The organism is Actinoplanes sp. DH11, assembly GCF_020873875.1.
In the GTDB taxonomy this organism is placed as follows: domain Bacteria; phylum Actinomycetota; class Actinomycetes; order Mycobacteriales; family Micromonosporaceae; genus Actinoplanes.
Map to the genome: position 1 here is coordinate 308810 of NZ_JAHWGU010000003.1, position 25532 is coordinate 334341.

Here is a 25532-nt window from a genome sequence, read left to right on the forward strand (position 1 = left end):
TTGCTGGTTAGCCTCGGGGGAGTGACCAGGAAGACTCCTCGTGAACGCCGCCCGTTACGTAGTGCCGCGGTCCTGACGATCTGCGGTGTGCTCGCCGCGCTCGTGGTCTCCGCCGCCTCCCTCCCGGCCGTCGCGATGGCCGGCCTGGCCGCCAAGGCCGGCTCGCAGGAGCTGGAGGAACTGCCGGCCGAGCTGATCCAGCAGTCGTCGCCGCAGGTGTCGCGGGTCTACGCCTCGGACGGCCGCACCCAGATCGCCGTGATGTACGACGAGTTCCGCAGCGACGTCCCGCTCGACAAGGTGTCGCAGAACATGCAGGACGCCATCGTCGCGGCCGAGGACCACAAGTTCTACGAACACAACGGTGTCGACCTGAAAGGTGTCGCGCGGGCGTTCGTGAACAACAATCAGGGCGGTTCGCAGCAGGGCGCCTCCACGCTCACGATGCAGTACGTGCGGATGGCGCAGGCCTATTCGGCGAGCGATCCGCAGGAGGTCGTGAACGCGACCCGGGACACCGCGGAACGCAAACTCACCGAGATGAAATACGCCATCCAGGTCGAGAAGCAACTGACCAAACAGCAGATTCTCGAGCGGTACCTGAACATGGCGCCGTTCGGCAACGGCGCCTACGGGATCAACGCCGCCGCGCAGGTCTACTTCGGCAAGAAGCCGGCCGATCTGACGGTGGCCGAGTCCGCGCTGCTGGCCGGCATGGTGAAGGCGCCGACCGCGTTCGACCCGACCACCGAGACCGGGTACCCGCAGGCCCTGGACCGGCGGAACTACATCATCGGCAACATGCTCCAGCTGGGCCAGATCACCGCGGACGAGGCGGCCGCCGCCGAGAAGGTGGAACTGGGCCGGACCACGAAGCGCCCGAGCAGCGGCTGCGTCTCGGTGGCGAAGAACAACTGGGGCTTCTTCTGCGACTACTTCTACCGGTGGTGGCTGGGACAGAGCGCCTTCGGCGAGACGTCGTACGACCGGGAGCGGCTCCTCAAGAGCGGCGGCTACCGGATCGTCACCACCCTCGACGTGGACGCGCAGGCCGACGCCCGTGCCGAGATCAGCGCCCGGCAGAAGGACACCAACCCGAACGCGCTGATGCTGGCCGCCGTCGAGCCCGGCACCGGGGCCGTGCGGGTGCTGGCCGCGAACCGCAAGTACAAAATCGACGACGCGGACAACCCGCAGAACAAGCTCTCGTCCAACCCGGCACAGGCCGCCGACGGTATCCGCGGCACCTACCCGAACACCACCAACCCGATCATCACGGGCAGCGCCGGCATCCCCGGGTACCAGGCCGGTTCGGTGTTCAAGATGTTCACCATGGTCGCCGCCCTGGAGGCCGGCATGGGCCTGGACACCACGATCAACTCACCGGCCCGGTACCGGTCGCAGTACCGCGACTCGTCCGCACCGGCGCAGTGCGGCGGCTACTGGTGCCCGAGCAACGCCTCCGCGGGTGAGACCGGCGACTTCAACATGTGGACCGGGTTCGGCAGGTCGGTGAACACGTACTTCGTGCCGCTGCAGGAACGGGTCGGCGCGGAGAACGTGGTCGACGTGGCGAAACGGTTCGGCATCTCGTTCCGCTCGTCGGACGACGCCGACCGGGCGAACGACAAGGACGCCGCGCACGACTGGGGTGCCTTCACGCTGGGCGTCTCCCTGTCCACGCCGCTGGACATCGCGAACGCGTACGCCACCCTGGCCGCCGACGGAAAGTACTGCGAGCCCACCCCGATCGCGTCGATCACCACGGCGGACGGCGCGAAACTCGACGCCGGACAGCCCGACTGCGAACAGGCCACCACCGCCACCGTCGCCCGGCAGGCCCTGGACGCGGCCCGCTGCCCGGTCGGCGACCAGGCCCAGCTCGGCCGCTGCGCCGGGTCGACCGCACCGCAGGTCCGTGACGTCGTCGGTCACCCGGTGTTCGGCAAGACCGGCACCACCGACAACGACAAGACCGCCGCCCTGGTGGCCGGCACCCGCTCCCTCGTGGTGGCCGGGTACCTGGCCAACCCGGACTGGGCGAACCACACCGACCGGATGTCGCACGGCATCGTCAACCCGGCCGTCTACGAGACGCTCGCCGACTACATGCGCGACAAGCCGGTGGAACAGTTCCCTGCTCCCTGACATCAATCCTGGGTATGACAGGGTCGGAGTCGACGGAACCGCAGATGGGAAACGCATGAACGGCTGGATCGATCACGCTGTCTGGTGGCACGTCTACCCGCTGGGCTTCACCGGCGGGTTGCACGGCGGCCCCGGGCACCGGTTCGGGCACCTGATCGACTGGCTGGACTACGCCATCGAGCTGGGCGTCAACGGTCTGCAGCTGGGCCCGATCTTCGCCTCCGAGTCGCACGGGTACGACACCGTCGACCACTTCCGGATCGACCCGCGGCTCGGCGACGACGCCGACTTCGACAAGCTGGTCAGCGCGGCCCGCGAGCGCGGCATGCGCGTGCTGCTGGACGGCGTGTTCAACCATGTGGGCCGGGGTTTCCAGGCGCCGCCGTCCTGGTTCCGGGACTCGGTCTTCGAGGGGCACGGCGCGCTCGTCGAACTCGACCACGACAACCCCGAGGTGCAGGGCCACGTGGTGCGGGTGATGGACCACTGGCTGGCGCGCGGTGCGTCCGGGTGGCGGCTGGACGCCGCCTACGCGGTCCAGCCCGGTTTCTGGAAGCAGACCCTGGCACGGGTACGGGCGAAGCACCCCGACGCCTGGTTCACCGGTGAGGTCATCCACGGGGACTACGCCGCCTACCTGCGCGACAGCACTCTGGACTCGGTCAGCCAGTACGAGCTGTTCAAGGCCGTCTGGAGCAGCCTGAACGACCGCAACTTCTACGAGCTCGCGTGGGCCCTGGACCGGCACAACACGATCCTGGACGCGGGTTCGCCGCTCACCTTCGTCGGCAACCACGACGTCACCAGGATCGCCACCCAGCTCAGTGACTTCCGGCACCTGGGGCACGCCCTGGCGGTGCTGTTCACGACCGGGGGAGTGCCGAGCATCTACTACGGCGACGAGCAGGCGTACCGGGGCCGCAAGGAGGAACGTTTCGGCGGTGACGACGACATCCGCCCGCTCTTCCCGGCCCGGCCCGGCGACCTGTCGGCGCTCGGCTGGCCCACCTATCACCTGCACCAGCGACTGATCGGCATCCGCCGCCGGCACCCGTGGCTCGCGCACGCCCGGACCCGGCCGCTGCACCTGGCCAACGAGGCGCTGGCGCTGGAGTCGTCGGCCGGCGACAACCGGCTGATCACGCTGCTCAACACCGGTGACGCCGCGTTCACCTTCCCCATCGACCCGGCCGGCCTGACCCCGATCGACGGCGACGGCCGGACCGTCCCGCCGCACAGCTGGTCGATCCTGGGGTAAGGAGCCGGGCAGTTCCCGACGATCGGCGGGTGAGATGAGCGCGACGATCCTGATCCTGCACCCCGGGATGAGCGACGAGACGTCCTGGCGGCGGGTCGCCGACCGGCTGCGGCCGCGGTTCGCGGTGATCCTGCGGTGCCGCCGCCGCTACCGCATGGACCTCGACCCGCCCGCCGGGATCGGCGCCGAGGTGGCCGACACGATCGCGCTGGCCGGCGATGCCCGGCCGGTTCTCGTGGGGCACTCGTCCGGCGGTGTGGTCGCCCTGGAGGCACTGCTCGCCGCGCCGGACGCGTTCGCCGGGGCGGTCCTCTACGAGCCGCCCGTGGTCACCGGTCTGCCACTCGGCGGCGCGGTCGCCGGGCAGGCCCGGGACGCGCTCGACGACGGCCGCTACCGGCACGCCGCCCACCTGTTCCTGCGCGACATCGTCCGGATCCCGCGGACCGCCGCCTGGGTGTCGTCCGTGCTGATCGCCGCCGTCCCGGGCTGGCGCCGGTTCGTTCCCCGGCAGATCGACGACACGCTCGCGATCGACGCGCTCGGTGACCGGCGGGCCCGGTACGCGGCGGTCCGGCGGCCGGTGCTGCTGCTCGGCGGCGACCGCAGCCCCGGGCACCTGGGGGAGCGGCTGGACGCCCTGGCCGCGGTCCTGCCGCACGCCGAGCGGGTGACGCTGCGCGGCCGGGGCCACGGCGCGAACACGAGCGCCCCGGATCAGGTGGCCGCCGTCGTCGCCGGTTTCGCCGCCCGGATCGAGCCCTGACCGGCGGTCCGGGCCAGCGTGATCCGGTCGATCTCGGTGAACGGCTGCTTGGTGCCGGGCAGGGCGTCGGCCAGGCTGCGGATGGTCATCGTGGTGCGCGCGCCGCGGGCCGCCGGGACCACGTCGACGGCGATGAACGCGTAGTTGTCGTACCTGACCTGCGACCAGTCCACGGTCTCCGGGACGCGCCGGCCGGCCGGCTGACCGGACTTCTTGATCTCGCGGGGTTCCGCTGCCCACACGTAGCTGTTCACGATGTTCCCGGTGTTGTTCTCGACCGAGTTCGGCCCGCCCGGCGGCCGGTAGCCACGGAAGCGCTGACCGGACGGCAGCAGCTGTGGCCCGGTGGGCTTCACCCCGGGCGGCGGTGGCGCGGCGGGACCTGGCGCCTGGCGGAACGGGTAGCGCTGCCGGCCACCCGAGCCGACACAGAGGTACGTGACACCGTCCGTCACCGGGAACACCGTCGAGCCGTCGGGCGCGGGGCGGGTGCGCCGGCCGTACCGGATGGGGTCGGTGCGTTCCAGCAGATGGTTGTGTCCCTGCACGACCAGGTCCACCTGGTATTCGCTGAACAACGGGTCCAGCGCGTCGCGGACGCCGCCGTCGGACGCGTGGTTGTTCGTCGTCGAATACGCGCAGTGGTGCAGGAAGGCGACGACGAAATCGATGTCCGGCCGATCCGTCCGCCATTGCTTCAGGGTCCGTTTCAACCAGCTCACCTGCACGCCCCCGGAATAGCCGGTGTTGGTCTGCAACTCGGCGGAGAGCTCATTGGCGTCGACCGACACGACAGCGACGTTGCCGTAGACGAATTTGTAGACCGACGGGCAGGTGCGCGGCCCGTTCGAGGGGAAATCGAGCCGTTCCACCAGACCGCCGTACCCGTGTGCCGGGCTGTCGCCGAGGAAACGCGTCTTCCCGTACAGCGGTTCCATGTCGTGATTGCCGGTCGCGAACATCCACGGCGTCGAGGCGGCGAGGGGCTCGATCTGATTCAGGAACACATCCCAGACGTACGGGTTGTACAGGTTCCGGCCTTTCGGCGCGATCCTCGTCAGCGCCGTCGTGTCGTCGGCGGGCAGACCCGACCCGGACGGGTTGGCGTAACAGATGTCGCCGGCGAGCAGCGTGAACACCGGCTGCTGGGTCGCCATCAGCAGGGTCTGGGTGAGCGCCGGCCGCTTGTCGGTGCCGTGCACGCCGGCCACCGGATCGTCCGGCAGGTAGGTGTTGCCGTCGAACACGCCGGCCGGCCACGTCCCGCCGGCGGCCGTCACCGACTTCGGGTTCTGTCCCCAGGCGTAGCGCGGATCGGTGGGTGCGGTGTTCGTCCCGACGTCGGCGAACGCGGTGAACGTGAACGGGGCCGGGACGACCGAGGTCCGTGCCGGCGCGGTGGAGAAGTGCGCCTCGCCGCTGACGGTGCCGTCGGAGAGGCGTACCCGGTAGTGGTAGATCGAGCCGGGCCGCAGCCCGTCCATCTTCGCCTTGAGGTAGAACTGACTGCCGATCGGCCCGCCCGGGATGGCGTACTGGCCGACGAGGTGCCGGATGTCGGCCTCGAACCGGCTGCCGTACTGGCCGGGAACGGAACCGACCTCCACGTAGGCGCGCAGTTTTGCCGGCAGCGACCCGGTCTTGCTCACCAGTTGCGCGGTGAGCGCCATCGCCGGCCGCAGATCGCCGTCGGCGCCGGGCACGAAGGACAGGTGCCGCCCGGCGACGACCACGCCGGCCGCGCCCGCCGTGCCGCCGCCGGCGGCGAAGGCCGCGCTGGCCAGGTGGAACTGGGCGTACGCGTAACCACCCGCCCCCGCCATGACGGCCCGGAGCATGGTGCGCCGGGTGACCCGTTCACGCGCCAGAGCGTGCGCGTTCCAGTCGCTGCATTCGTCGACGGTCTCGAACTCCAGGGGCACGCCTGCCATCGTGCCCGGATCCCGGCCTCCAGACCGCCCGAAATGCCGGAATCTGTTTGAGTTTCGGGACGCCGGGTAGGTGATCTCCGGTGAGAGGAGGCACTCATGGCTGTGACCGATCCTGATAAGTACCCGCCGCTGGACCCGGGTGTGCCGATCCCGGACGACCCGGGCGAGCTGTCACCGGACAACCCGGATCCGCTGCCGCCGGCACCCGCCGAGCCCGCACCGGAACCGGCGACCGAGCCGGGCGCCGTTCCCGAGCCCGCCTGACACCGGCTTCACCGGCCGGGCCGAGAACGTCCTCGGCCCGGCCGTCGTCTCGTCGGCGGCCGGTCAGCCGGCGCGGTCGCCCAGCCACAGCCGCAGCGGCCCGCCGCCTGCGTCGCTGCCGTTCCCTCCGTCGCGCGCTGAATCGCTGGAGCCTCCGGCATCGGCCGCGCTCTCGGCGTGCACCAGGCCCTCCTCCTGCGCGAACTCCAGGCCGGCCCGCAACTCCGCCTCCCCGACAAGCAGTCGCTGACCGAGTTCGGTCATTGTCGTCTCGAACGGTGGCCGGGGTGTCCAACGCACGATCGACTCCACGTCCTGCGCCAGGCTGGCCGGCCGGTTACGGGTGTCGCGGCCCCGCGCCACCCAGACCGGCGGCGTGATCAGCGGCTCCGGCCAGAACCGCAGCAGCCAGTGGAACCGGTTAGCGCTCTCGTCGCCGCGCCGCGCGATCCGCACCCGGAACCACTCGGCGTCACCGAGCACGAGGTCGACCTGGTCGCCCGGACCGTCCGTCACCCAGGCAAGCGAGATGCCGCCCGAACTCGACCGGTACGGCGTCTCCAGCACGTCGTCGAACTCGCCGCCCGCGCCGGCCGGCTCGGTGTCGTGCAGCTCCAGCCGGATCACGTGGGCCGCCAGGTCCGGCGCCTCCGCCGTGATCCATCCGGCGCCCGAGCCGGCGAAAGTCCCGTTCGGGGAGTCACCCCGATCCCGATGGTGGGGTATCACCGGCTCCTCGTCGGGCCACCCCACCGAGGGGTCCTGCAGCACGAGCAGGCTGTAGTCGGGCAGGTAGTCGTCGCTGTCGAACGCCCGAACCGTGGCCACGCCTCAACCTAACGCCAATCCCGCCGCCCCAGCACCGGTCCCCGTCATCTCCGCAGCCCGGCCCGCGCCCGGTGGTCGTCAGGACAGCCAGCGATCCAGGGTGGCGGGCCAGAAGTGGTTGTCGTGGGAACCGTCGCCGATCGCGGGCGGGTCGAGGGCCCGGATGTGCTCGAGCACTGCCGCGATCTCTGCGAACGCCTGTTCCTCGGCCTCGACGTCGGCGTCCCAGCGGCCGACCGCCTCGGAGCCGGCCAGCCAGGTGCCGACCAGATGTATTGAGCACAGCCACTGGATAATCGTCGAGTTCACGAATCGGGTGCTGCCGTCCGGCTGCCATTGGAGCACCTCGCCGCTGCCCGGAACGGCGCCGAGGACGCCCTGGTTCGAAGCCAGCCGGTAGCGTCCCGGTTGTGCCTGGAAAGACACCTCGCCGACCACGCCGTCGAGGATCGGCACGCCGGTGGACACCAGTGCGGTCTTCTGCGGTTCCGGCAGCTTCCACGTCGTAACCTCGAGCTCCGAGGCTCGTATCACCCGGCCGGCGCCCGCCCAGGCCGCGAGGGCCGCGAAATCGGGAAGAAGCATATCGGCAAGAATAGTCCATCATGGATGAACCTGACTTTTGGGAGTCCCGGTGGTTTCGCGGTCAAAGGCGTTCGGTGTTGCGGAACCAGCCGACGGCCGGGGCGCTCGCGAACTGGTCCTCCTGCTCCGCCCACCGTTCCCACATGCCCGCCGGTGACTCGGCGGGTGCCCGCACGTCCGTGGGGCACGCCGGTTTGTGAAGGCAGCCGGGGAGTCCGGCGAGCGCGGCGGTGCGGTGTTCCGCCCACGCCCGGGCGAGCTGACTGCCGGTGAGCCGGTGCAGCAGGTAGACGCGCGGGTCGTAGTCCCACGTGCGGCCCGGCTCGTCGGCGGTCACCATGACGAACCAGTACTCGGAGCTGTCGAACAGCGCCAGCCCGGTCGTCGGCCCGTCGTACCAGCCGCTGAACCACAGTTTCCGCACCCCGGTGACCTCCGGCAAGCCGGTCAGGCGGGACCTCGGATGCAACCACACATGTCGATGCTAATGGTGACTGGTGCGGGCCTGGGTGATCGCGGGCAGAATCGGGGTCATGAACGACTTGGGACGATACGGGCTGTGGGTGCCGCAGCGGATCTGGCCGGACGACCCGGACGCGGTCGCCGAGGCGGCTCGTGAGGTAGAGGGACTCGGGTTCTCGGCGATCTGGGTGGGCGGCAGCCCCGACGATGACCTCGCCCTGGCCGAGGCCATTCTCGGCGCCACCGGCTCGCTCATGGTGGGCACCAGCATCGTGGACATCTGGACCAGCGACGGCGACCGGCTGGCGGCGTCGCACGCGCGGATCCGGGACCGGTTCCCGGGGCGGTTCTACCTCGGGATCGGCTCCGGGCACGCGCCGACCGCCGAGTCGCGCGGGCAGTCGTACACCAAGCCGCTGAGCCGGCTGCGGGAACTGCTCGTCGGCCCGCTCGCGTCGGTGCCGGTGGACGAGCGGATGATCGCGGCGCTCGGCCCGAAGACCTTGGAAACGGCGGCGGAGCTGACGGCAGGGGCCCTGCCGTACCTGATGCCGCCCGCGCACACCGAGCAGGCCCGGCGGATCCTCGGGGACGCGACGTTGCTGGTCCCCGAGCAGAAGGTGTTCCTCGGCACCGACGCGGCCGCCGCCCGAGCCGGTGCGCGCCGTGCGCTGAAGATGTACCTGGGGTTGCCGAACTACACGCGGCAGCTGGCGAAGTTTGGTCTGGACGAGTCGGACCTGGCCGGTGACGGCAGCGACCGGTTCATCGACTCGGCGGTGGCGTGGGGTGACGCCGCGGCGGTGCGGGCCGGGGTGGACGCGCACCTGGCCGCCGGCGCCGACCACGTGGCGGTGCAGGTCCTCGTCGCCGACGGGATGCCGCCTTCTCTGCCGCGCGACGAGTGGCGGCAGCTCGCCGGGGTCCTGGGCCTCATGTCGTGAGAGCGGGACGGACCGGTGCCCGCCCGGCAGGTTTCCTGCTGGAGTGCTTGCTCCGGGCCGGGATGCGCGATGTCGTCACGGTGGAGCCGGCGGCGGGCGGACTCGCGGCGCTCGCGGGCATCGCCACCCGCCGGGACGCGCCTCCGGTGTTCGTCAAGGCCTTCGCCGACGCGCCGGCCGACGACGTCTTCGTCACGGAGGCCGAAGGGCTGGCTGGTCCACCTCGCCACCGCTGGAGGCACAACGGTCTTCGCGGTCTACGCGGAGCTGACCCGCCTCGACGGCGACTGGCGCGCCCGCATGCCGGTCATCCAGCTGCGCCAACACCTCGCCGTGCTGGCCCAGTTCGACGACGACTGGGGAGCGGCCGACCAGATCCGGGCGACCCTCGCCCCCTTCCGGACGCGCACCTGAGCACACAAGATCGGCATCCGTCATCACCGGCCGGGCAACAGCGATCGATGTGTTGACGGAGGTCGCGAGCGGCTCTTACGCGTACCCCCGGAGTTTTTCGAACATCTCCAGCTGGAAGCCGCACGCCTGCTGGAACACCGCGGTGAGGTCGGCGTCCTCGCCGGCGTGGCGGCGCATCGCCCACTCGTCGAGGGCCGCGCGCAGGGCGACGCTGACGGTCTCCATCATCACCCGGGCGCGCAGGTCGGTGCCGCCGCCGAGGGCCGCGGTGATCAGGTCCTGGCCGTTGCGGCAGAACTCGGCGTCGAGGCAGAGGGCGACGCGGCGCAGGTTGTCGTCGCGGGCGATCAGGTAGCGGACCCGCAGCAGGCGGTGGATCGGCGCGCCGTCGCCCGCGCTCATCGCGGCGAGGGTGCCGGCGACGGCGGCGAACACGTCGGGCAGGGTCGCGATGCGGTCGGCGATGGCCCGGTGGAACGAGCGGTGGATGCCGAGGACCGCGTCCTCCTTCGTCGGGAAGTAGCGGAAGAAGGTGCGCTGCGAGACACCCGCCGCTGCCGCGATGTCCTCGACGGTGGTGCGCTCCGACCCGCGCTCGGCGAACAGGTCGAGGGCCGCGGCCTCGATCTCCGCCCGGGTGGCGAGGCGGCGCCGTTCCCGGAGATCGGTGGTGTCAGTCACGCGCACCATGCTAGCGCTTGCCGATTTGGCAGTGACTGCCACTATGCTGGCGGCTGCCATTCGACTGAGGAGCCGCTGTGACCACCGCACCCGAGACCGTCGCGCCGATCGTCCCGCCGGACGACCGGTTGCCGGGGCTGAGCCGCTCCGACCGGACCCTCATCGGCCTGCTTGTCTTCTCCGCCTTCGTCGTGATCCTCAACGAGACGGTCATGTCGCTCGCGCTGCCGCGCCTGATGGCCGATCTGAACATCTCGGCCGCCACCGGCCAGTGGCTCACCACCGGGTTCCTGCTGGTCATGGCCGTGGTCATCCCGGCCACCGGCTACATCATGGAACGCTTCACGCTCCGGCAGATCTTCGTGGCGGCGATGAGCCTGTTCAGTGCCGGCACCGCGATCGCCGCGGTCGCGCCCGGCTTCGAACTGCTCCTGCTCGGCCGCATCGTGCAGGCCGGCGGCACCGGCGTGATGATGCCGCTGGTCATGACGACCGCGATGACGCTGGTGCCGGCACACGCCCGCGGCCGCATCATGGGCGTCATCTCGATCGTCATCTCGGTGGCCCCGGCGATCGGCCCGACCATCTCCGGCCTGGTGCTGTCCCGGCTCAGCTGGCGGTGGCTGTTCCTGGTCGTCCTGCCGATCGCCCTGCTCACGCTGGCGCTCGGCGCGTGGAAGGTCCGCAACATCACCACGCCGCGGCAGGCGCACCTGGACGTGGTGTCGCTGGTCCTCTCCGCGATCGGCTTCGGCGGTCTCATCTACGGTCTCTCCAGCCTCGGCGAGGCGGCCGGGCACGCGCCAGTCGCACCGTGGATCCCGGTCGTCGCCGGCCTCGTCGCGCTCGGCCTGTTCGTCTGGCGCCAGCGCGCCCTGCAGAACGGCCGCGGCCCGCTGATGGACCTGCGCGTCTTCGCCCACCGATCCTTCACGGTCAGCCTGCTCGTGCTCGTCACCGGCTTCGTCGGCCTGTTCGGTGCGCTCATCCTGCTGCCGATCTACCTGCAGAACGTGCACGGCACCGGCACCCTCGAAGCCGGCCTGCTGGTGCTCCCCGGTGGCGTCGCGATGGGCGTGCTGTCCCCGGTGATCGGCCGCCTCTACGACCGGTTCGGGCCGCGCCCGCTGGTCACCCCCGGCACGATCGCCCTCAGCGCCGGCCTGTGGCTGCTCTCCACCGCCGGTCCGGAGACCTCCCTCGTCCTGGTGGTGCTCTACCACGTGCTGCTCACCAGCGGCCTCGCCACCCTGATCACGCCGCTGATGACCGCCGCGCTTGGCGCGCTGCCGACCGAGCTGTACGGGCACGGCAGCGCCATCATCGGCACCCTCCAGCAGCTCGGGGGCGCGGCCGGCACGGCACTGTTCATCACGGTGCTGTCCAAGACGACCGCCGCCCGGATGGCCGACGGCGCCGGCACGCTGTCCGCCACGACCGACGGGATCCAGGCCGCCTTCGTCTGGGGCGGCGTGGTGTCCCTGGTCGCGATCGCGATCTCGTTGCTGGTGCGCCGCACGGAGCCGGCGGACGGGGTTCGCGTGCCGGTGCACTGAGGTTGCCGCAGGGTCAGGCCGGGGTGACCAGACGGGGCGACGGGGTCAGGTTGAGGCTGCTCACGGCGTCGCGCAGGTCGGCCGGCCAGAGCCAGAGGCGGTATTCGGGTTCGACGCCGAAGTAGTCCTCCGGGCCGTGCAGCACCCGGGTGCGCATGTCCGCGCAGTACCGCTCCCGCCACGACCGGTCCGGGACCGTCGGCTCGTCGCCGCGCACCCTCGCCCGGGTGATCCGGAAGAGTTTCTCCAGGGCCCGGTACTCGTACGCCAGCAGGGTCTCCGGTTCGGCCCAGATGCCCAGGTGGCCGGTGCGGGCGGCGCCGGCGGCCTGGATCAGCAGTGCCAGGTCCTCGGCGCCGGGGATGGCCGGGTGGATCACGAACGGTGCCGCCCAGCCCGCGGTGAGCAGGTCCAGGTTGAACGTCGGCCGCAGATGCCGGGGGAGGTCGCGGCGCTCCTGCTCGGTGTAGTCGGGCGCCAGGTAGGCGAGCAGCCGGTGGTTGCTGTCGAACGGGGTGTCCGCGATCCGGATGAAGACGTTGCGGGGCGGATCGTGCGGCCGGGCGAGGCGGGCCGTGACGTTGCTCTTGGCGAAGGCGGAGGCACTCTGGCCCTGCTGGAACTGCCACGTCCCGGCCCGGCCGGTCTCCATCTTCGGCAGCAGGAACTCGGCGAGCGGCGCGTCGATGGGCGCCTGACCCTTCCGGATCCACTCGGCGAGCTGGGCGAACTCCTCGTCGATCTGGGCGGAACGGGCGGTGACCTCGGGAGTGTCCACCGAGAGCATCCGCACCGGCATCCGCAGGTTCGGCGTGTCCCCGTCGGTGATGTCGATCAGGGGCTGATCGCCGAGGGTGGGCATCGAGGCGCCCGCCGGTGCCCAGAAGACTTGGATCGGGTCGGACATGTCGCCCCCCGCGCTCGGGTTTCTGCACCCAGTCCACCATGCCGCGCCCCGATCGGCCGCCGGCTGTCGGGCACACGACCGGAATCCCGTCCGGGCGACATTCGCATCGCTATTGATCATTGAGTGCCACTACAGTATTGATCTGTGCGGATGATCGCGAGGCCCCGGCGCCTGATGGCGGCTGCGGTGATCGCGACCGTCCTCCTCCTGGCCGCTGTGCTCGTCACGCTGCTGGTCGTCCGGTCGCAGCAGCGGGCCGCGACCGAGCAGGCCCGCGCGGTGACGTGCGTGTCGGCGGCGCAGCGCGCGCAGCTGGTGAACGCCGCGGCCGTGCTCGGCTCCGGTGCGGCCGTGCCCGGCCGGCCCGAGGTGATCAGGGTGCGCGACGGCCGGATCGTGGCACTGCTGGACTGGCGGCGCGACGAGCGCACCAGGACCGATTTCGATCAGGCCTGCGCGTTGCTGTCCCGGTCGTTGCGGGCCGCCGCCCCGGGTGGCGGCTCGACGAGCCCGACGCTGACCTTCGGGATCGGTGTGCTGACCGCGCTGCTGCCGGTGGCGCTCGGATCGTGGCTGACCCGGCGGACCACGTCGGCGCGCGACCGCGAGACGCTGCGCCGCAAACAGGTGGACGACCTGCATCAGGCCGTCCTGGAATACCAGCAGGTGGCCGGCGCCTACCTGCGGCAGCGGTCGGGCAACGCCGCGTCGGACCGGGATCTGCTGGACACCGTGGAGGAGCGCCGGCTGCGGGTCGCCGCACTGCTCGGGCAGGTCACGGCCACGCACCGGCACTGGGACGCGCCGCGTGTGCTGCGCGGGCGGCTCACCACCGAGCTGGGCGGGGACTTCGTCGGGCAGTCCGGGCAGATCAGCGGGCGGACCGCGGCGGAGTTGCGTGCCAAAGTCGACGCCCTTCTGACGGAGATCGACGACGTGGCGACGACGCTCGACGCCGGCACGGAACCGCGACCGCCGTCGGGAAAGAAGCAGGTCACTGCCGGGGGAACGGACTGATGTTCGACAATCCCTTCTCGTTGCCCAGCCGGCAGAATCCGCACGACGCGCTCGATCCACTCGGTGGCGACGGAGTGGAGGGCTTGAAACTTTACGTGCCCGTCGACAACACTGAAACTGCCTTCGAGCAATTCGAGCGGTCCTTCCCAGGGCCGCGGGAGTTGACGAGGAGGGGCCAGTTGATCGTTGCGATGGGCATGAGCGGATGCGGGAAGTCCGCACTGATCAACCGATGCGCCTACCGAGCAATGGAGCTCGTCAAGGGGGCCGATGGCGATTCCGGCAAGTTGCAGCCGGTGGTCATCGACGCGAGAAGGCAGACCAATAACACCGATCCGTCGAATGCGCGGGTGGAGCGGGTTTCCCGGCATGTCCGGGATTTCCTCGAGGGCCGGGACCTCGTCAAAATCCCGGACCGGCGCCAGGAGTTGCTGGACAGTCAGCCCAACGAGATCTACTCGGCCCTGGAGTTCTCCCTCAAGAGCCGTGACGTGGTGGTCCTCGTGCTGCTGCCCCGCTTCGAGCTGGTCGAGAGCCTCGTCGAGTACGCCCAGTTGAGCCACCCGCACGTCGTATTCCTCGCCGAACTGCGGGGCGGGCACGACGTGCAGTACGTGCGGCAGCAACTGGAGTCGTCGGATCGTAACCCCGCCATTGTAATGAACGTCGGTCTGATGGACGACAGTCACGGCTGGGAGTTCGTCCAACAGCGTTACCGTCACAACAAACACCCGGTGGACAAACCACGGCTGGACCGGCAAACGGTTCAGGAGATGGTAGGGTCGCGCCAACAGCCGATACGGGAGTTCCAGCGGACTCTTTACCTGCTCTACGAACAGTTGCGCCAGGCACCGAAACCACCGGCGTCAATCGATTTCGAGTATGTGGCGAGATTTTATTACCAGATCGGTGGCGGGCATCAGCAAGGGACCGATGGGTGATGGGCGCGAGCGGGCACGGAGCGGCTGACGAAAGGGTGAACCCTTTCGCCCAGGCGGCGCTCGGGGCGATGTACGACCCCAACGCGGTCACCATCACCACCCCGGCGATCGAGCGTGCGCTGGCGGCCGTCGCGGACTACCTCTCGGCGCCGAACCGGTCCGGCACCGGGCGGGTCCTGGCCGTCACCGGCGAGCACGGCATGGGCAAGACCCACCTCGCCAAGCACGTGATCCACCGCGCGGAGCACTCCGGCAGCGCGCCGGTCCGCACCCTCTACCTGATCGCCGGCAACCGGACGTTCGTGGAGCTCTACAAGGACCTGGTCGACGTCCTGCTCAAACAGTCCGGTTCCGAGGTGCCCGACCTGGTGCGGCGCATCTACGCCGGCATCGTGGCCGGGTTGCTGCGCCAGTCCCGGCTCGGCGAGCGGGTCGCCGACGACCTCGACGCGGGCCTGCGTGACCCGGTGCGGGTCGTTGACGACCACGGCCTGGTGGAGAGCGACCTGCTCGACTCGCTGGAGAACCGGCTGCGGGCGGTCACCTCGAACCGGGACTTCAGCCTGGTGCTCACCCTGATGCTGCGCCCGGAGTTCGAATCCTCCGCGCGGGAATGGCTGCTGGGTCATCCGCCGGATTCGCTGCTGCGCGAGCGCGGCCTGTCCCGGACCATCGACTCCGAGGGGATGGCGCTCGAGGCGATGGGGGTGTTCGCCCTCCTCTATCACCATGCCGGGGTGCCGCTGCTGCTGGCGATCGACGAGATCGAGAAGATCCTGCTGCGCCCGGACCGGCCCGGCGACGAGGTGATCGGTGCGCTGCAGCAGTTCCTCGAGAAGATCGCGGCGGCCGGCGGCTTCCTGATGCTCGTCGGCCTGCCCGAGGCGATCGAGGGATTGCCGCGGCCGGTCCGCGACCGGATCGGCGAACCCATCCGGATGGCGCCGTTCACCGGCACCGACGTGACCGCCTTCATCGCCGACAGCAATCCCGGCCGGCAGGGCCCGGCCGCACTCCGGCCGTTCACTCCGGCGACGATCGACTACCTGGTCGACCTGGTCGGCGGCATCGCCCGGCCGATCATCAAGATCGGTAACCGGCTGTTGCGCAAGGCGGCCGACAAGGGCGTCGACGTGACGGCGGCGATGGTCCGGGAGGCGCTGCGCGAGGAGTACGACATCGATGTGCCCCGGGCGGCGCATCGCGAGATCGAGAACAACCTCAGCGCCGCGGCCTGGCCGTACGAGCTGAACCACCGGGTCGGCCGTCCCGGCATCACCGTCGACTACTGGGTGACGGTGGCCGAGGGCGCCTACTGCGCGGTGGTCATCACCGAGTCCGTGCTGGACGCCGCCGAGGCGGAGGCGCTGCGCGGCCGGATCGAGGTGATCCGCGCCGAGCCGTACGCGGTGGAGGTCATCCTGGTCGCGGTCGGCATCCTGCCGCCGGAGTGGGCGGAGCAGCTCGCCGCGGCCATGAACAGCCGGCCGGTGCGCTTCGACTCACGGTCCTTCGGCGAGGACTTCGAGAACGCGCTGCGTACCGCCGTGAACCGGCTCGGCCCCCCGGAGACCGCCGCCGAACCCGGCCGGCCCGCACCGGCAGCGGCCCTGGGCCGGCTCGCCCGGCAGCAGAGCAACATGTTCCGGCTGCTCGGCCAGACCACCACCGGCCTGGACGGCTTCCGCGCCTCCTCGGACCGGCAGTTCGCCAAGATCTTGAGTTTGCTGCAGGAGCTCGCGCCGCCGGCGGCCACACCGGAACCCCTGCCACCGGCCCTGCCGGACGACGTGACCGAGCTGTTCGGACGCGCCGAGGCCGCGCTGCAGCGGATCCCGCAGGTGCGGACGCTGTTCGACGCGGCGCTGCGGATCGAGGACCGGCCCGCCGAGCTGCCGTTCCGGCTGGACCTGCTGCGATCCCGGACGATCCACCGCGCGGCAGGTGTCGGCTTCGTGCTCCAGGAGTGGCTCGCCGCGTTCCACCGGTCGGTCACCCAGTGGTACGCCGCCGCCGTCGAGGGCGCACCGGCGGCGTACGACTGGGATCTGCTCGCCAATGTCTGCCAGATCTTCGACGCGGTCTGCGACGAGCTCCCGGTGCTGGCCGTCGACGACCTGGCCGATCTGCTCGGCCCGGTGCCGGATTCGTCCGCCCCGGCCGTGGTGGACGCCCTCGACCGGCTGGGCTCCCGGGTGCAGGGCCAGATGCGGGTCAGTCTGGGCGCGGCGGCGACGTCCGGATGATCGCGGGGGTCAGGGCGCCGGCCGGGGCAGGACCTGGCTGAGCCACTCGGACTTCAGATCCGTGACGACGACCGCGCCCTGGTTGAGCGTGACGCCGACCAGGTAGGTCCGCAGGTCGATGCGGTAATAGCAGACCGCTCCCCACTGCATGTCCAGGATCAGGCGGCTCATCCCGCGGCCGATGGCGACGTTGGCGATGCCGGCGAGACGCCGGACGTGCGGGCCGAGCCGCGGCGCGAACGCGAGGTAGAAATCGCGGCGCCGGGCCGGCGTGAACCGGACCCGGAAGTACTCCTCGGCGGCGGGGTGGTCGAACACGTCCCGGGTGAAGATCGTCGAGCCGTCCCGGACCACTGCCACGAACTGCAGGTCGGCCGGGCGCAGGATCGCGTCGGCGAGCTGGTCGAGGTTGCCGCCGGCCGGCGGGGGCCGCCAGGTCAGCGGGTCGATGGTGAGGCCGGTGAGGTCGTAGCCGCCGTAGTTCTGCCGGGACTGCCCGATGCTGGCCCGCACGTCGTCGACGAGGACGGCGAGCGCGGTGTCGGCGCGCCGCACGACGTCGTTGCGCAGCGACGCCTCGCCGTGCCGCTGCAACGCCACGCCCAGCAGCCGCTCGCCGGGCACGACCGTGTTGCAGATCAGCGCGCCGCCCGGGGCGTGCGCCACGGTGCGGATCAGATGGCCGGTGCCGACCGGCGCCAGGAGTTCGTCGACGCCGGTCAGCGCGCCGATCAGGTTGCAGCCGAGTGCGGCGTAGTCGGTCGGCACCGGTTCGACCTCGACCGAGAAGTCCCAGTCGCTGTCCGCGAAGTGCCCGATGTGGCACAGCTGCGGAACGTCGAGCACGGCCTGGTGGAGCCGCTGCCGGGTGCGGCGCATCGTGTCGCCCACGTGCGCGGCCCGCCGCAGACGGACGCGGTCGGCGCGTGGCACCTCGGCGGCCGCCGCCGGCCCCGCATCCCTGTCGCTCATCTCCGTCACCCCCGCCCGGACTGCCGCGATGGCGTGGACGGGCACCCGACATCATCACTCATCGATGGCCGAGTGTCATCGCGTCGGTCGGATCCGCGACTTGTCATGCTCAGGTCTCCGGGATGGTGATGTCGAGGTGGCGCCGGCTCGTACCCGGATCGGGGTCCGCCGGATCGGCGCGCAGCCGGGTGCGCCACCGGCCGGCGATCCGGGTGGCGAGGTGACCGGCGGGCAGGTACTCCAGGCCGAGCGCGTGGACCTGGTCGGCACGCTCGGCGGCGGTCGCGGTGTCGACCTCACCGACCCGGACGACCAGGGCGGTGAGGTACGCCGTGACCGTCCACTGGTGGGCCTGGCCGAGCGCTGCCTCGAGCGCCGCCGCGGCCCGGTCGGCCTGCTCCGCCGCCTCGCCGGGCCGGCCGTCGCCGTGCAGGCAGAGCGCCAGGTCGGCCCGGGCGGCACCGGTGAACGGGTGTTCGGCGCCGAGCACCGACTCGTAGTGGCGCAGCGCCCCGGCGGCCAGCTCGGCCGCCCGCGCCGCGTCACCTAGTTCCAGCGCCTCGGCGGCGACGCTGAGGCGGGTGGCCACGCTCTGCGGGTGGTCCGGGCCGAAACGGTCGTCGTACGCCTCGAGCACCTCCGCCATCGGCTCCCGGGCCGCCGGCGGTTCCCCGGCGAGGCGCTGCGCGACACCCAGATGCCGCCGCGCCCGCAGCCGCAGGCCGTCGTTGCGCTCCAGGCCGGCCTCTTCCATCTCCTGCTCGACCTTGCGCAACCGGCGCACCGCGGTGGTGACGTCACCGACCTCGCGGGTGTAGATGCCGATCTCCAGGGCCGACCACAACGTCTGCCGGGCCCGCGCGCCGAGCAATCGGCGCCGGTCCTGGTAGGCGCGTTCCTCGGTGCGCAACGCCTCCTCCGGCTGCCCGCTGAGGAACTGCGAGAGCGCCAGGTTGTGCGCGGTGGTGAGCGTCTCCGGGTGACCCTCGCCGTGGGTCTGCACGAAGAACCGCCAGGTCGCCTGGTCCAGGGCGAGCGCGACGGCGAACTCGCCGAAGGCGCGGCGGGTGCCGGCGATGCCGCGGCGCAGCACCAGCGACCGGAAGTGGTCGCGGCCCAGCCGCCGGACGAACCGCTCCAGCATCTCCTCGTCAAGCGTCAGGGCGTCCGCGAACCGGCCGATCAGCCGGTAGATGTTGGTGAGTTCGTTGGCCAGCCGCAGAGTGAGCTCGTCGTCCGGCCACCGGCGGCGCCAGCGGTCCAGCCCGGCCTCGACCGGCGCGCAGATCTGCCGGACCTCCACCTGGTTGCCGCCGCGGACGATGAACCGGACCTGCCGGACCACCCACTCCCGGACGTCCGGCTCGTCGCCGTCCAGCGCCGCGCAGCTCCACAGGTGACGCTGCAGCTCGTCGTAGACCGCCTCGGTCCACTCCGCGGCGGCCGTCCGCATCCGGGTGTTGCCCTCCCACGGCAGCACGATCGCCACCCGGGCCAGGGCCGTGCGGACCTGCTCGCGGCGCTGCTCCCGCTCGGTCGCGGTCATCCGCAGCAGCAGCAGCTCCCGGACCACCGGCACCACCCGCAGCGGGCGCGGCTGCTGCCAGTCGACGGCGAAGAAGCCGAACCGGACACCGGTCCACACCATCCGGTCGATGTCGTCGGCGGTGACCGGTTCGCCGCCGGCCGACAACTGCTCCAGCACCGCGGGGGCGCGGACGAGCCGCAGGTCGGGGCCGTCCGGCGCGAAGAAGGCGCACATCTCGGCGAGGCGGCGGGTCCGCAGCCCGTACGGGTCCTTCGCCAGCAGACCCAGCACCAGGTCCAGCAGGACGCCGAGCCGTTCCTGCGCCGGTGCTGCCGTCAGCGGCTCCACCAGGCCGGCGATCGCGGCCGGCAGCGCCTGCTGGATCGGCGGGATCCGGCCCTCCTCGTCGACCCGGACCCGCGAGTCGTGCACCCGGTGCCGCAGATAGGTGGCGGCCAGGGCCAGGCCGGCGGGGCTGCCGCCGGCCGCGGTGACCACGGCGTCCGCCTCGCTGTCGCTGAGCACGGCCAGCTGGTCGGTGACGTCCTCGATCAGCCGGGCCAGGCCGTCCATCGCGTCCTTGCGGGGCAGCGCGCCGACCACCATCGTGTCCGGCGCCCCCGGCTCGGCGGCCCGGGAGGTGACGAGCACGTGGCCGTCACCGCCGGTGGGCACCAGACCCGCGGGACCGGCCGGGTCCGGCGCGTCGTCGTAGACCAGCAGCCAGCGCCCCGGCCCAGACGTGCCGGGCGGCACCGGCGCGCCGCCGAGCAGCCGCAACGTCTCCGCGACCCGGTCGCCACGCGGCCGGACCGACAGCCGGCGGCCGAGCCGGTCCAGCGCCGTGCGCACCGTGCGCTCGTCGTGCGCGGAGATCCACAGGACGGTGTCGTAGTCGGCCTGGAACCGCAGCACGTACTCCAGGGCCACGTTGGACTTGCCGGTGCCCGGCTCGCCGCCGAGGACCACGGTGCGCGGGCCGTCACCGCCGAGCCGCTCCCGCAGCTCGACGATCTCCCGCTCCTGGCCGATGAAGGGCTCCCGCCCGTACGGCACGCCGTCCCAGATCGCCGGCCGCCCGAAGAGCCGGGCACTCGCCGGCCGGCCGCTGGTCCCGGTGTCCGTCGGGACCGTCCCGGCCAGGCCCAGCGCGGCGAACACCCGGGCCGCGGCGACCGCGCGCGTCGGGTCGTCGGTGAGGTCGACGATCACGTCGTCGTCGCGTTCCGGCAGGTAGAGGCCGGCCGACAGCACCACGGTCACGGCCTCGTCGGCGTCGCGCCAGCAGTCCAGTCGCTCCAGCGCGTCGGCGCCGCAGTCAGCGGAGAGCACGGCGACGACCGGGAGCCGGCCGGCCGCGTGGTGACCACCGGTCACCGGTTCGGTCACCGTCGCGATGCCGGCGCGGCGCAGGATGTCGCTCAGCCACTCGACGATGTGCAGTTCCTTCGGGTGGAACAGCACCCGGACCGGCTCCGGCGGGTGCACCGGGTGCTCGCCCTGCTCACCCTGGTGGCTCATCACCGCGACGTACCGCGCCGCCAGGCTGTCCGGGCGCACCGGCACCTCGGCGGCGGTGCCGGGCACCAGGCGGGCGGCGAGCCTGCCGTACGCCGCCGACAGTGCCGAACCGGCCGGCTCCTTCAGCACCGCCAGGTAGTCGTAGTACAGCTGCGGCGGCAGCGGAACAAGCGGCGGCGGGTCGCCGGCGAACCGCCCGAAGTAGCGGTCGATGTCGGACCGGCTGCGCCACGCCTGCTCGGCGTCGCCGTCGAAGTTGCGCCCGGCCAGCACGATCGGCAGCTCGCCCGGCTTGGCCCGGACGATCCGCTCGGTGATGTGCGCGGTGATCCGGACGCTGTCGAACTCCGGTTTGAGGCAGACCACCAGGCTGTCGCTGAGCGCGGCCAGCGCCGCCGGCAGCTCCGCGGAGTCGTCGTCGGCCGGTGCGTCGACGAGCACGCAGTCGTACCGCGAGTCGTGCAGCGCCTCGCGCAGCCCGGGCATCCGGTCGGCCGGGGGCAGCACGGTCCGGACGATGTCGAGCCGCCCGCCACCCACCGCGTAGCGCCCGGCCACGGCGTCGGCGGGGGCGTGCCGGTGCCCGGCCGGGCGCAGCGCCGCCGTCAGCTGATCACCCAGCATCGCCGCGGCCGGTCCGGTGCCGGCCAGGAACGGGCGCAGGTACTCACTGGCCTCGGCGCCCTCGGTGCTGAAGTCGAGGACCAGCACGTCACGCCCGCGCCGGGCCAGGATCCACGCCAGATTGTCGAGGACGCTGGTGCGGCCGGTGTTGCTGGCCGAGGCGACGAACGTGACAACCAATTTCTCCGAATTCGCGTTCGGGAAAGTGGCGCTCGTGACGGTCATGGGGTCTCCGCGAATCGACCAGATATCGGCATGGCAAACACTACTGGATCGGCATGTCCGGATCCGGATCCTCGATGCCCCGCCACGGATCGGTGAAGTTGTCGAACGCCGAGTACTGCTCGGTCAGGTCACCTGCCTCCTGCAATATACGGCGCAGCCCGGGCAGGAGGAAGGAGTCGGTGATGCCGTCCACCTCGTGGAGCCCGGCACCGGTCAGGTCCAGCAGATCAGAAATGAGGGACGGTTCGCCGTCCTCCTGGGCCATTGATCACCTACCACCCGTCGGAGTCATGGCGACTACATGAGACCGAGGATAAGAGAATTCATCCGGTTTCACCTCTGTCGATCTCGTGACAATCGGCGGACTACCGTGGAGGCGTGACAGCCGCACCGCCGCCACCACGGTTCATCCGGGTGCCGCAGAGCACGCTGTGGTCGCTGGCCCGGGGCGGTGGGGGAGCGGCCGCGGTGCGGATGCTGCGGGAGACGCAGCGCAGCAAGACGCTGCTGATGACCCGGGCGGCGGTCGAGTCCGCGGTGCGGCACGGGCACCCGGAGGCGCATCTGGCGATGCGCGGTTACCGCACGCTACGGACGATGAGCGTACGGGCACCGGCGCACACCCGTCGTGTCCTGGATTCTCCGCATACCGGCCTGTGGGCATTGCGGACCCTGCAGGCCGTGGAGCGCGGGCAGCCACTGCCGCCCGGCGGGCTCACCGACGTGATCGCCCGGGCCGGCGGCACGCCGCGGCCCGGGATCGAGGCGGAGTCCGGTGGGCTGTGGATGAGCCTGCGCGTCGACGGGCTGGCCGGTGGCTACCGCCCGGACACCACCCCCGACGATGAGTTGCGGCTCGATCGGTGGCGTGCCGACATCGCCGCCGGCTGGCAGATCCTGGTGCGTCACCATCGGCCGGTCGCCGAGGAATTCGCGGCCGCGATGTCGGTTCTGGTGCCGGTCCGGCGCAAAGGCGACGGTCATTTCAGTGCGACCCTGCGGCACGCGTTCGGCATGTTGATCATGTCGCGCCCGCCGGACGGAAAACGGGCCGCACTGACTTTCGCCCACGAGCTGATGCACGCGAAACTCTCCGCGATCATGGACCTTTTCCTCCTCGTCGAACCCGGGGTGACCGAACTGTTCCACGCGCCCTGGCGGCCCGACCCGCGACCCGCTTCCGCGCTGCTCCAGGGCATTTACGCGCATCTTGGTGTGGCGGCGTTCTGGCGGCGCCAGGCACGCGCGGAACGGGACGCCGTCGCGCGTGCCGAGGCGCAAGTCGAATTCGTGCGCTGGGGCGACGGCGCGGCCCGGGCGGCCGCCGCCCTGCTCGACCGGGACGTGCTCACGCCGGTGGGTGCGCGGTTCGTCCGGCAGATCGCCGGGGAACTCGGCCGGTACCTCGCCGAGCCGGTGCCGGCAGAGATCGTGACCGAGGCGCGGTGGCGCAACGAGGAGCACCGCCGCCGGGTGGGCGGCTCCTGATCCCTGCTCGCCGGCCGCTGTTCCGTGGCTCAGGAGCCGGGGTGCGTGCCGCCCGGTCCGGGTGGCGGGCCGTAGGTCTGCGGTGCGGCGGTGCGCAGGTCGTGGATCGGCACGTCCTGACCGAAAACGCTCGCTATCGACACCGAGACGCCGCGCAGCGCCACGTCGGCGCCCTCCCGGACGGCGGCGTGCACCGCCTCGCGCGCCGCCCGGACCCGCTCGGTGCCCAGCATCGCCGGGACCGTGACACCGCGCCCGGACAGGTCCGTGACGAACCGGCCGAGCAGGGCCGCGCCCCGGCTGCGGCGGCGCATCGACCAGCCCAGGAACAGGCTGCTGCCGTACGGGAAGACCGACACGACGAAGCGGTACCCACCGTCGGTGACCAGCAGCCGGTTGTTGACGGCGTCCGGCGCCAGCACGTCGGTGCGGACCCGGAGCGCGGTGGCGTTGAGCGGGAAACCCCGGTGGCGCAGGGTGCCGTAGATCGCGGCGTACGCCGAGTCGGCGGCCTGCCACCGGTCCTCGAGCAGCACCGTCCACCCGGCGATCGGCTCGTCCACGCGAGCGGCCAGCAGCACCGCCCAGAACGCGGTGAACGCGAACAGGTGACCGAAATGGAACATGGCCGGGCCCGCCCCGCCGGCGGCGAGCAGGAAACCGAGGAAGGCGAACAACGCCCACACCAGGAACGCCGACAACGCCGCACCCAGCACCATCCGGCCGATCGTCCACGCCGGCACCGCGTCGTCGACACCGGGCTCGGCGCCGCCGTGACGCAGGCCCTGCATCCGGTACGCGGCGTCGCTCATGACTCCTCCGATCGCTGCGGGTCAGCCCAGAGTGAGCTGCGGGTGAACCCGGAGTGGGCTGCGGGTCAGCCCAGGGTGATCTGGATGCCCGACGCCGACACCTGCGCGATGCCGTTGACCCGGAACGGCGCCGAACCCTTCTCGGTGCGCCGGACGCCGGTGCCGTCGACGTATGTGACCATCCAGCGAACCGTCCCGGCGCCGTCATCGGTGATCGTCACGCCACCGCCGCCGAACCAGGTCGCGGCCGCCGGCCGCACGGTGACCTTGGGGTAGGCGGCGACCGTCCACCGTACCGTCGCGTTCTGCCCCCACACGGTGAGCCCGAACGGACAGCCCGGGATCTGCGCGGCAGTGGTGCCGGCGCACCTGTCGATCGTCGCCCGCACCTCCGCCTGAATCTTCTTCGCGGCACCGGGCGCCAGCTCCGGCACACCGAAGTCGAGGGGCGCCACATAGCCGCCCTGCATCCCCGGCGCCGCGACGGCGGTAGCGGTGGCCGCGCCGAGCAGCACGTTCGCGGCGGCCTCGGCCCGGAACACGCCGGGAAACCCGACGAGGTCGGCCTGCCCGCCGAGCGCAATGCCGTTGACCTTGACGGCGCGGCCCTGCGCGTTGCCGACGGCGAGCGTGACGAACGGCGCGCGCAACGCGTAGCCGTCGTCGTCGGCCCGCACCACCAGGATGTCCTGGCTGACACCGGTGCCACCGGCGCTGTACCGCACCGGCACGACGGTGGCCTGCCGCCCCAGACCCGGATCGGCGTCCCTGCTGTCACCGATCCGGACATCGGAGGGTCGCACGCCGGCGTCCAACCCACCGTCGGTGAGCAGCGGATACTGCGCCGGGTCGATCTTGTCGCCGAGGAAGACCAGGTCCAGGGCCGCGCTCGCGTCACCCTCGGCCAGCGCCTCGAAGTAGTCGGCGACCGTCGAACGCGGCGTGTCGGTGAGCAGCCGTGACACGCCGACAGCGGCCACACCGGCGAGCAGGACGGCGGTGACCGCCGCGATCGCGAGGACCACGGACCGCCGCCCGACCGGCGGCCGGGGCGGTGGCCCCACCGCCTGCCAGGGCGGCCCGCCGAACGGTGGCCCGCCGGGCGGCGGATCGCTGAACGGTGGCCCGCTGGGTGGCGGGGTGCTGGAGGGCGCACTGCTGGGCGGCGGGCTGCTGAATGGGCCTCCAGAAGCGAGGCCGCTGGGCGTGGGAGCGGTGACGGAGACTTCAAGAGCGAGACCGCCGGGCATGGGGGCGCCGGCTGGAGCAGGGCCGGCGGGCCCGGGGGTGGGGAGGTCGATCACCGGCATGCCGCAGTACTGGCATGACGGGTCTGAGGCGGTGACGTTGCCGCCGCAGCGGAAGCAGACGCCGGCGGTGGTCGCCTCGGCTGAACCCATTGCCGGTGTACTCC

At 71.6% G+C, this 25532-nt stretch carries 21 protein-coding genes; 10 read left to right on the forward strand and 11 right to left on the reverse strand.

All coding sequences use genetic code 11. The features are described 5' to 3' along the window. Positions 1–135: 135 nt before the first annotated feature. The 3 genes from LPA41_RS06485 to LPA41_RS06495 are packed head-to-tail and all read left to right on the forward strand — an operon-like array spanning position 136 to position 4172. Complete coding sequence (locus tag LPA41_RS06485) at positions 136–2148, forward strand: transglycosylase domain-containing protein (RefSeq protein WP_229069135.1); 2013 nt, start codon at positions 136–138, stop codon at positions 2146–2148. A gap of 55 nt (positions 2149–2203) precedes the next feature. Beyond that, the gene (locus tag LPA41_RS06490; protein ID WP_229069013.1) at positions 2204–3406 is read left to right on the forward strand and encodes an alpha-amylase family glycosyl hydrolase; all 1203 of its coding nucleotides are present in this window, start codon (positions 2204–2206) and stop codon (positions 3404–3406) included. A 34-nt stretch (positions 3407–3440) separates the two neighbouring features. After that, positions 3441–4172, forward strand: a complete 732-nt coding sequence (locus LPA41_RS06495; protein ID WP_229069014.1) for an alpha/beta fold hydrolase — start codon at positions 3441–3443, stop codon at positions 4170–4172. On the opposite strand, the gene LPA41_RS06500 is transcribed toward LPA41_RS06495, so the two are convergent. Beyond that, positions 4124–6094 carry a purple acid phosphatase family protein gene (locus LPA41_RS06500; RefSeq protein ID WP_374238118.1) on the reverse strand — a complete coding sequence of 657 codons (1971 nt, stop codon included), beginning with the start codon at positions 6092–6094 and terminating at the stop codon, positions 4124–4126. The two genes, LPA41_RS06495 and LPA41_RS06500, sit on opposite strands and share 49 nt — an antisense overlap. 105 nt (positions 6095–6199) lie before the next feature. On the opposite strand from LPA41_RS06500, the gene LPA41_RS06505 reads away from it, so the two are divergent. After that, positions 6200–6367, forward strand: a complete 168-nt coding sequence (locus tag LPA41_RS06505; RefSeq protein ID WP_229069015.1) for a hypothetical protein — start codon at positions 6200–6202, stop codon at positions 6365–6367. A 63-nt stretch (positions 6368–6430) separates the two neighbouring features. On the opposite strand, the gene LPA41_RS06510 is transcribed toward LPA41_RS06505, so the two are convergent. The 3 genes from LPA41_RS06510 to LPA41_RS06520 form a co-directional block, all read right to left on the reverse strand. Continuing rightward, positions 6431–7195 carry a hypothetical protein gene (locus LPA41_RS06510; RefSeq protein ID WP_229069016.1) on the reverse strand — a complete coding sequence of 255 codons (765 nt, stop codon included), beginning with the start codon at positions 7193–7195 and terminating at the stop codon, positions 6431–6433. A gap of 78 nt (positions 7196–7273) precedes the next feature. Next, a complete protein-coding gene (locus LPA41_RS06515; protein WP_229069017.1) occupies positions 7274–7780 on the reverse strand; it encodes an SUKH-4 family immunity protein in 507 nt (168 codons plus the stop codon). 61 nt (positions 7781–7841) lie between these two features. Next, on the reverse strand, positions 7842–8255 hold the full coding sequence (locus LPA41_RS06520) for a hypothetical protein (RefSeq protein WP_229069018.1): 414 nt from the start codon (positions 8253–8255) through the stop codon (positions 7842–7844). A 58-nt stretch (positions 8256–8313) separates the two neighbouring features. On the opposite strand from LPA41_RS06520, the gene LPA41_RS06525 reads away from it, so the two are divergent. After that, positions 8314–9186 (forward strand): TIGR03620 family F420-dependent LLM class oxidoreductase, encoded by an 873-nt coding sequence (locus LPA41_RS06525; RefSeq protein WP_229069019.1) that lies wholly within the window; start codon positions 8314–8316, stop codon positions 9184–9186. A gap of 489 nt (positions 9187–9675) precedes the next feature. Here the strand turns inward: LPA41_RS06525 and LPA41_RS06530 are convergent, their stop codons facing one another. Further along, the gene (locus tag LPA41_RS06530) at positions 9676–10281 is read right to left on the reverse strand and encodes a TetR/AcrR family transcriptional regulator (protein WP_229069020.1); all 606 of its coding nucleotides are present in this window, start codon (positions 10279–10281) and stop codon (positions 9676–9678) included. A gap of 77 nt (positions 10282–10358) precedes the next feature. On the opposite strand from LPA41_RS06530, the gene LPA41_RS06535 reads away from it, so the two are divergent. Continuing rightward, positions 10359–11837: an MDR family MFS transporter gene (locus tag LPA41_RS06535; protein WP_229069021.1), complete on the forward strand. Its 1479-nt coding sequence runs from the start codon at positions 10359–10361 to the stop codon at positions 11835–11837. 13 nt (positions 11838–11850) lie between these two features. Here LPA41_RS06535 and LPA41_RS06540 read toward each other — a convergent pair whose 3' ends face one another. Beyond that, positions 11851–12744: a nuclease gene (locus tag LPA41_RS06540; RefSeq protein WP_229069022.1), complete on the reverse strand. Its 894-nt coding sequence runs from the start codon at positions 12742–12744 to the stop codon at positions 11851–11853. Positions 12745–12888: 144 nt separating this feature from the next. On the opposite strand from LPA41_RS06540, the gene LPA41_RS06545 reads away from it, so the two are divergent. Genes LPA41_RS06545 through LPA41_RS06555 form a run of 3 tightly spaced genes read left to right on the forward strand, consistent with a single transcriptional unit; the run spans position 12889 to position 16948 of the window. Then, positions 12889–13761 (forward strand): hypothetical protein, encoded by an 873-nt coding sequence (locus LPA41_RS06545; RefSeq protein WP_229069023.1) that lies wholly within the window; start codon positions 12889–12891, stop codon positions 13759–13761. Next, the gene (locus tag LPA41_RS06550) at positions 13761–14702 is read left to right on the forward strand and encodes a hypothetical protein (protein WP_229069024.1); all 942 of its coding nucleotides are present in this window, start codon (positions 13761–13763) and stop codon (positions 14700–14702) included. Before LPA41_RS06545 ends, LPA41_RS06550 begins: the two co-directional genes overlap by 1 nt. Before the next feature lie 35 nt (positions 14703–14737). Continuing rightward, the gene (locus LPA41_RS06555; RefSeq protein WP_229069025.1) at positions 14738–16948 is read left to right on the forward strand and encodes an ATP-binding protein; all 2211 of its coding nucleotides are present in this window, start codon (positions 14738–14740) and stop codon (positions 16946–16948) included. 9 nt (positions 16949–16957) lie between these two features. Here the strand turns inward: LPA41_RS06555 and LPA41_RS06560 are convergent, their stop codons facing one another. The 3 genes from LPA41_RS06560 to LPA41_RS06570 form a co-directional block, all read right to left on the reverse strand. Then, entirely contained in the window at positions 16958–17920 is a 963-nt protein-coding gene (locus LPA41_RS06560; RefSeq protein ID WP_229069026.1) for a hypothetical protein, read from the reverse strand. Positions 17921–18029: 109 nt separating this feature from the next. Then, the gene (gene fxsT / locus LPA41_RS06565) at positions 18030–21818 is read right to left on the reverse strand and encodes an FxSxx-COOH system tetratricopeptide repeat protein (RefSeq protein WP_229069027.1); all 3789 of its coding nucleotides are present in this window, start codon (positions 21816–21818) and stop codon (positions 18030–18032) included. A 40-nt stretch (positions 21819–21858) separates the two neighbouring features. Then, a complete protein-coding gene (locus tag LPA41_RS06570) occupies positions 21859–22083 on the reverse strand; it encodes a hypothetical protein (protein ID WP_229069028.1) in 225 nt (74 codons plus the stop codon). Between the two features lie 113 nt (positions 22084–22196). On the opposite strand from LPA41_RS06570, the gene LPA41_RS42915 reads away from it, so the two are divergent. Then, positions 22197–23306 (forward strand): HEXXH motif-containing putative peptide modification protein, encoded by a 1110-nt coding sequence (locus LPA41_RS42915; protein ID WP_229069029.1) that lies wholly within the window; start codon positions 22197–22199, stop codon positions 23304–23306. 29 nt (positions 23307–23335) lie between these two features. On the opposite strand, the gene LPA41_RS06580 is transcribed toward LPA41_RS42915, so the two are convergent. Both LPA41_RS06580 and LPA41_RS06585 read right to left on the reverse strand, forming a co-directional pair. Next, entirely contained in the window at positions 23336–24118 is a 783-nt protein-coding gene (locus tag LPA41_RS06580; protein ID WP_229069030.1) for an adhesin, read from the reverse strand. A 65-nt stretch (positions 24119–24183) separates the two neighbouring features. Then, a complete protein-coding gene (locus LPA41_RS06585; protein ID WP_229069031.1) occupies positions 24184–25143 on the reverse strand; it encodes a hypothetical protein in 960 nt (319 codons plus the stop codon). Positions 25144–25532 lie beyond the last annotated feature (389 nt).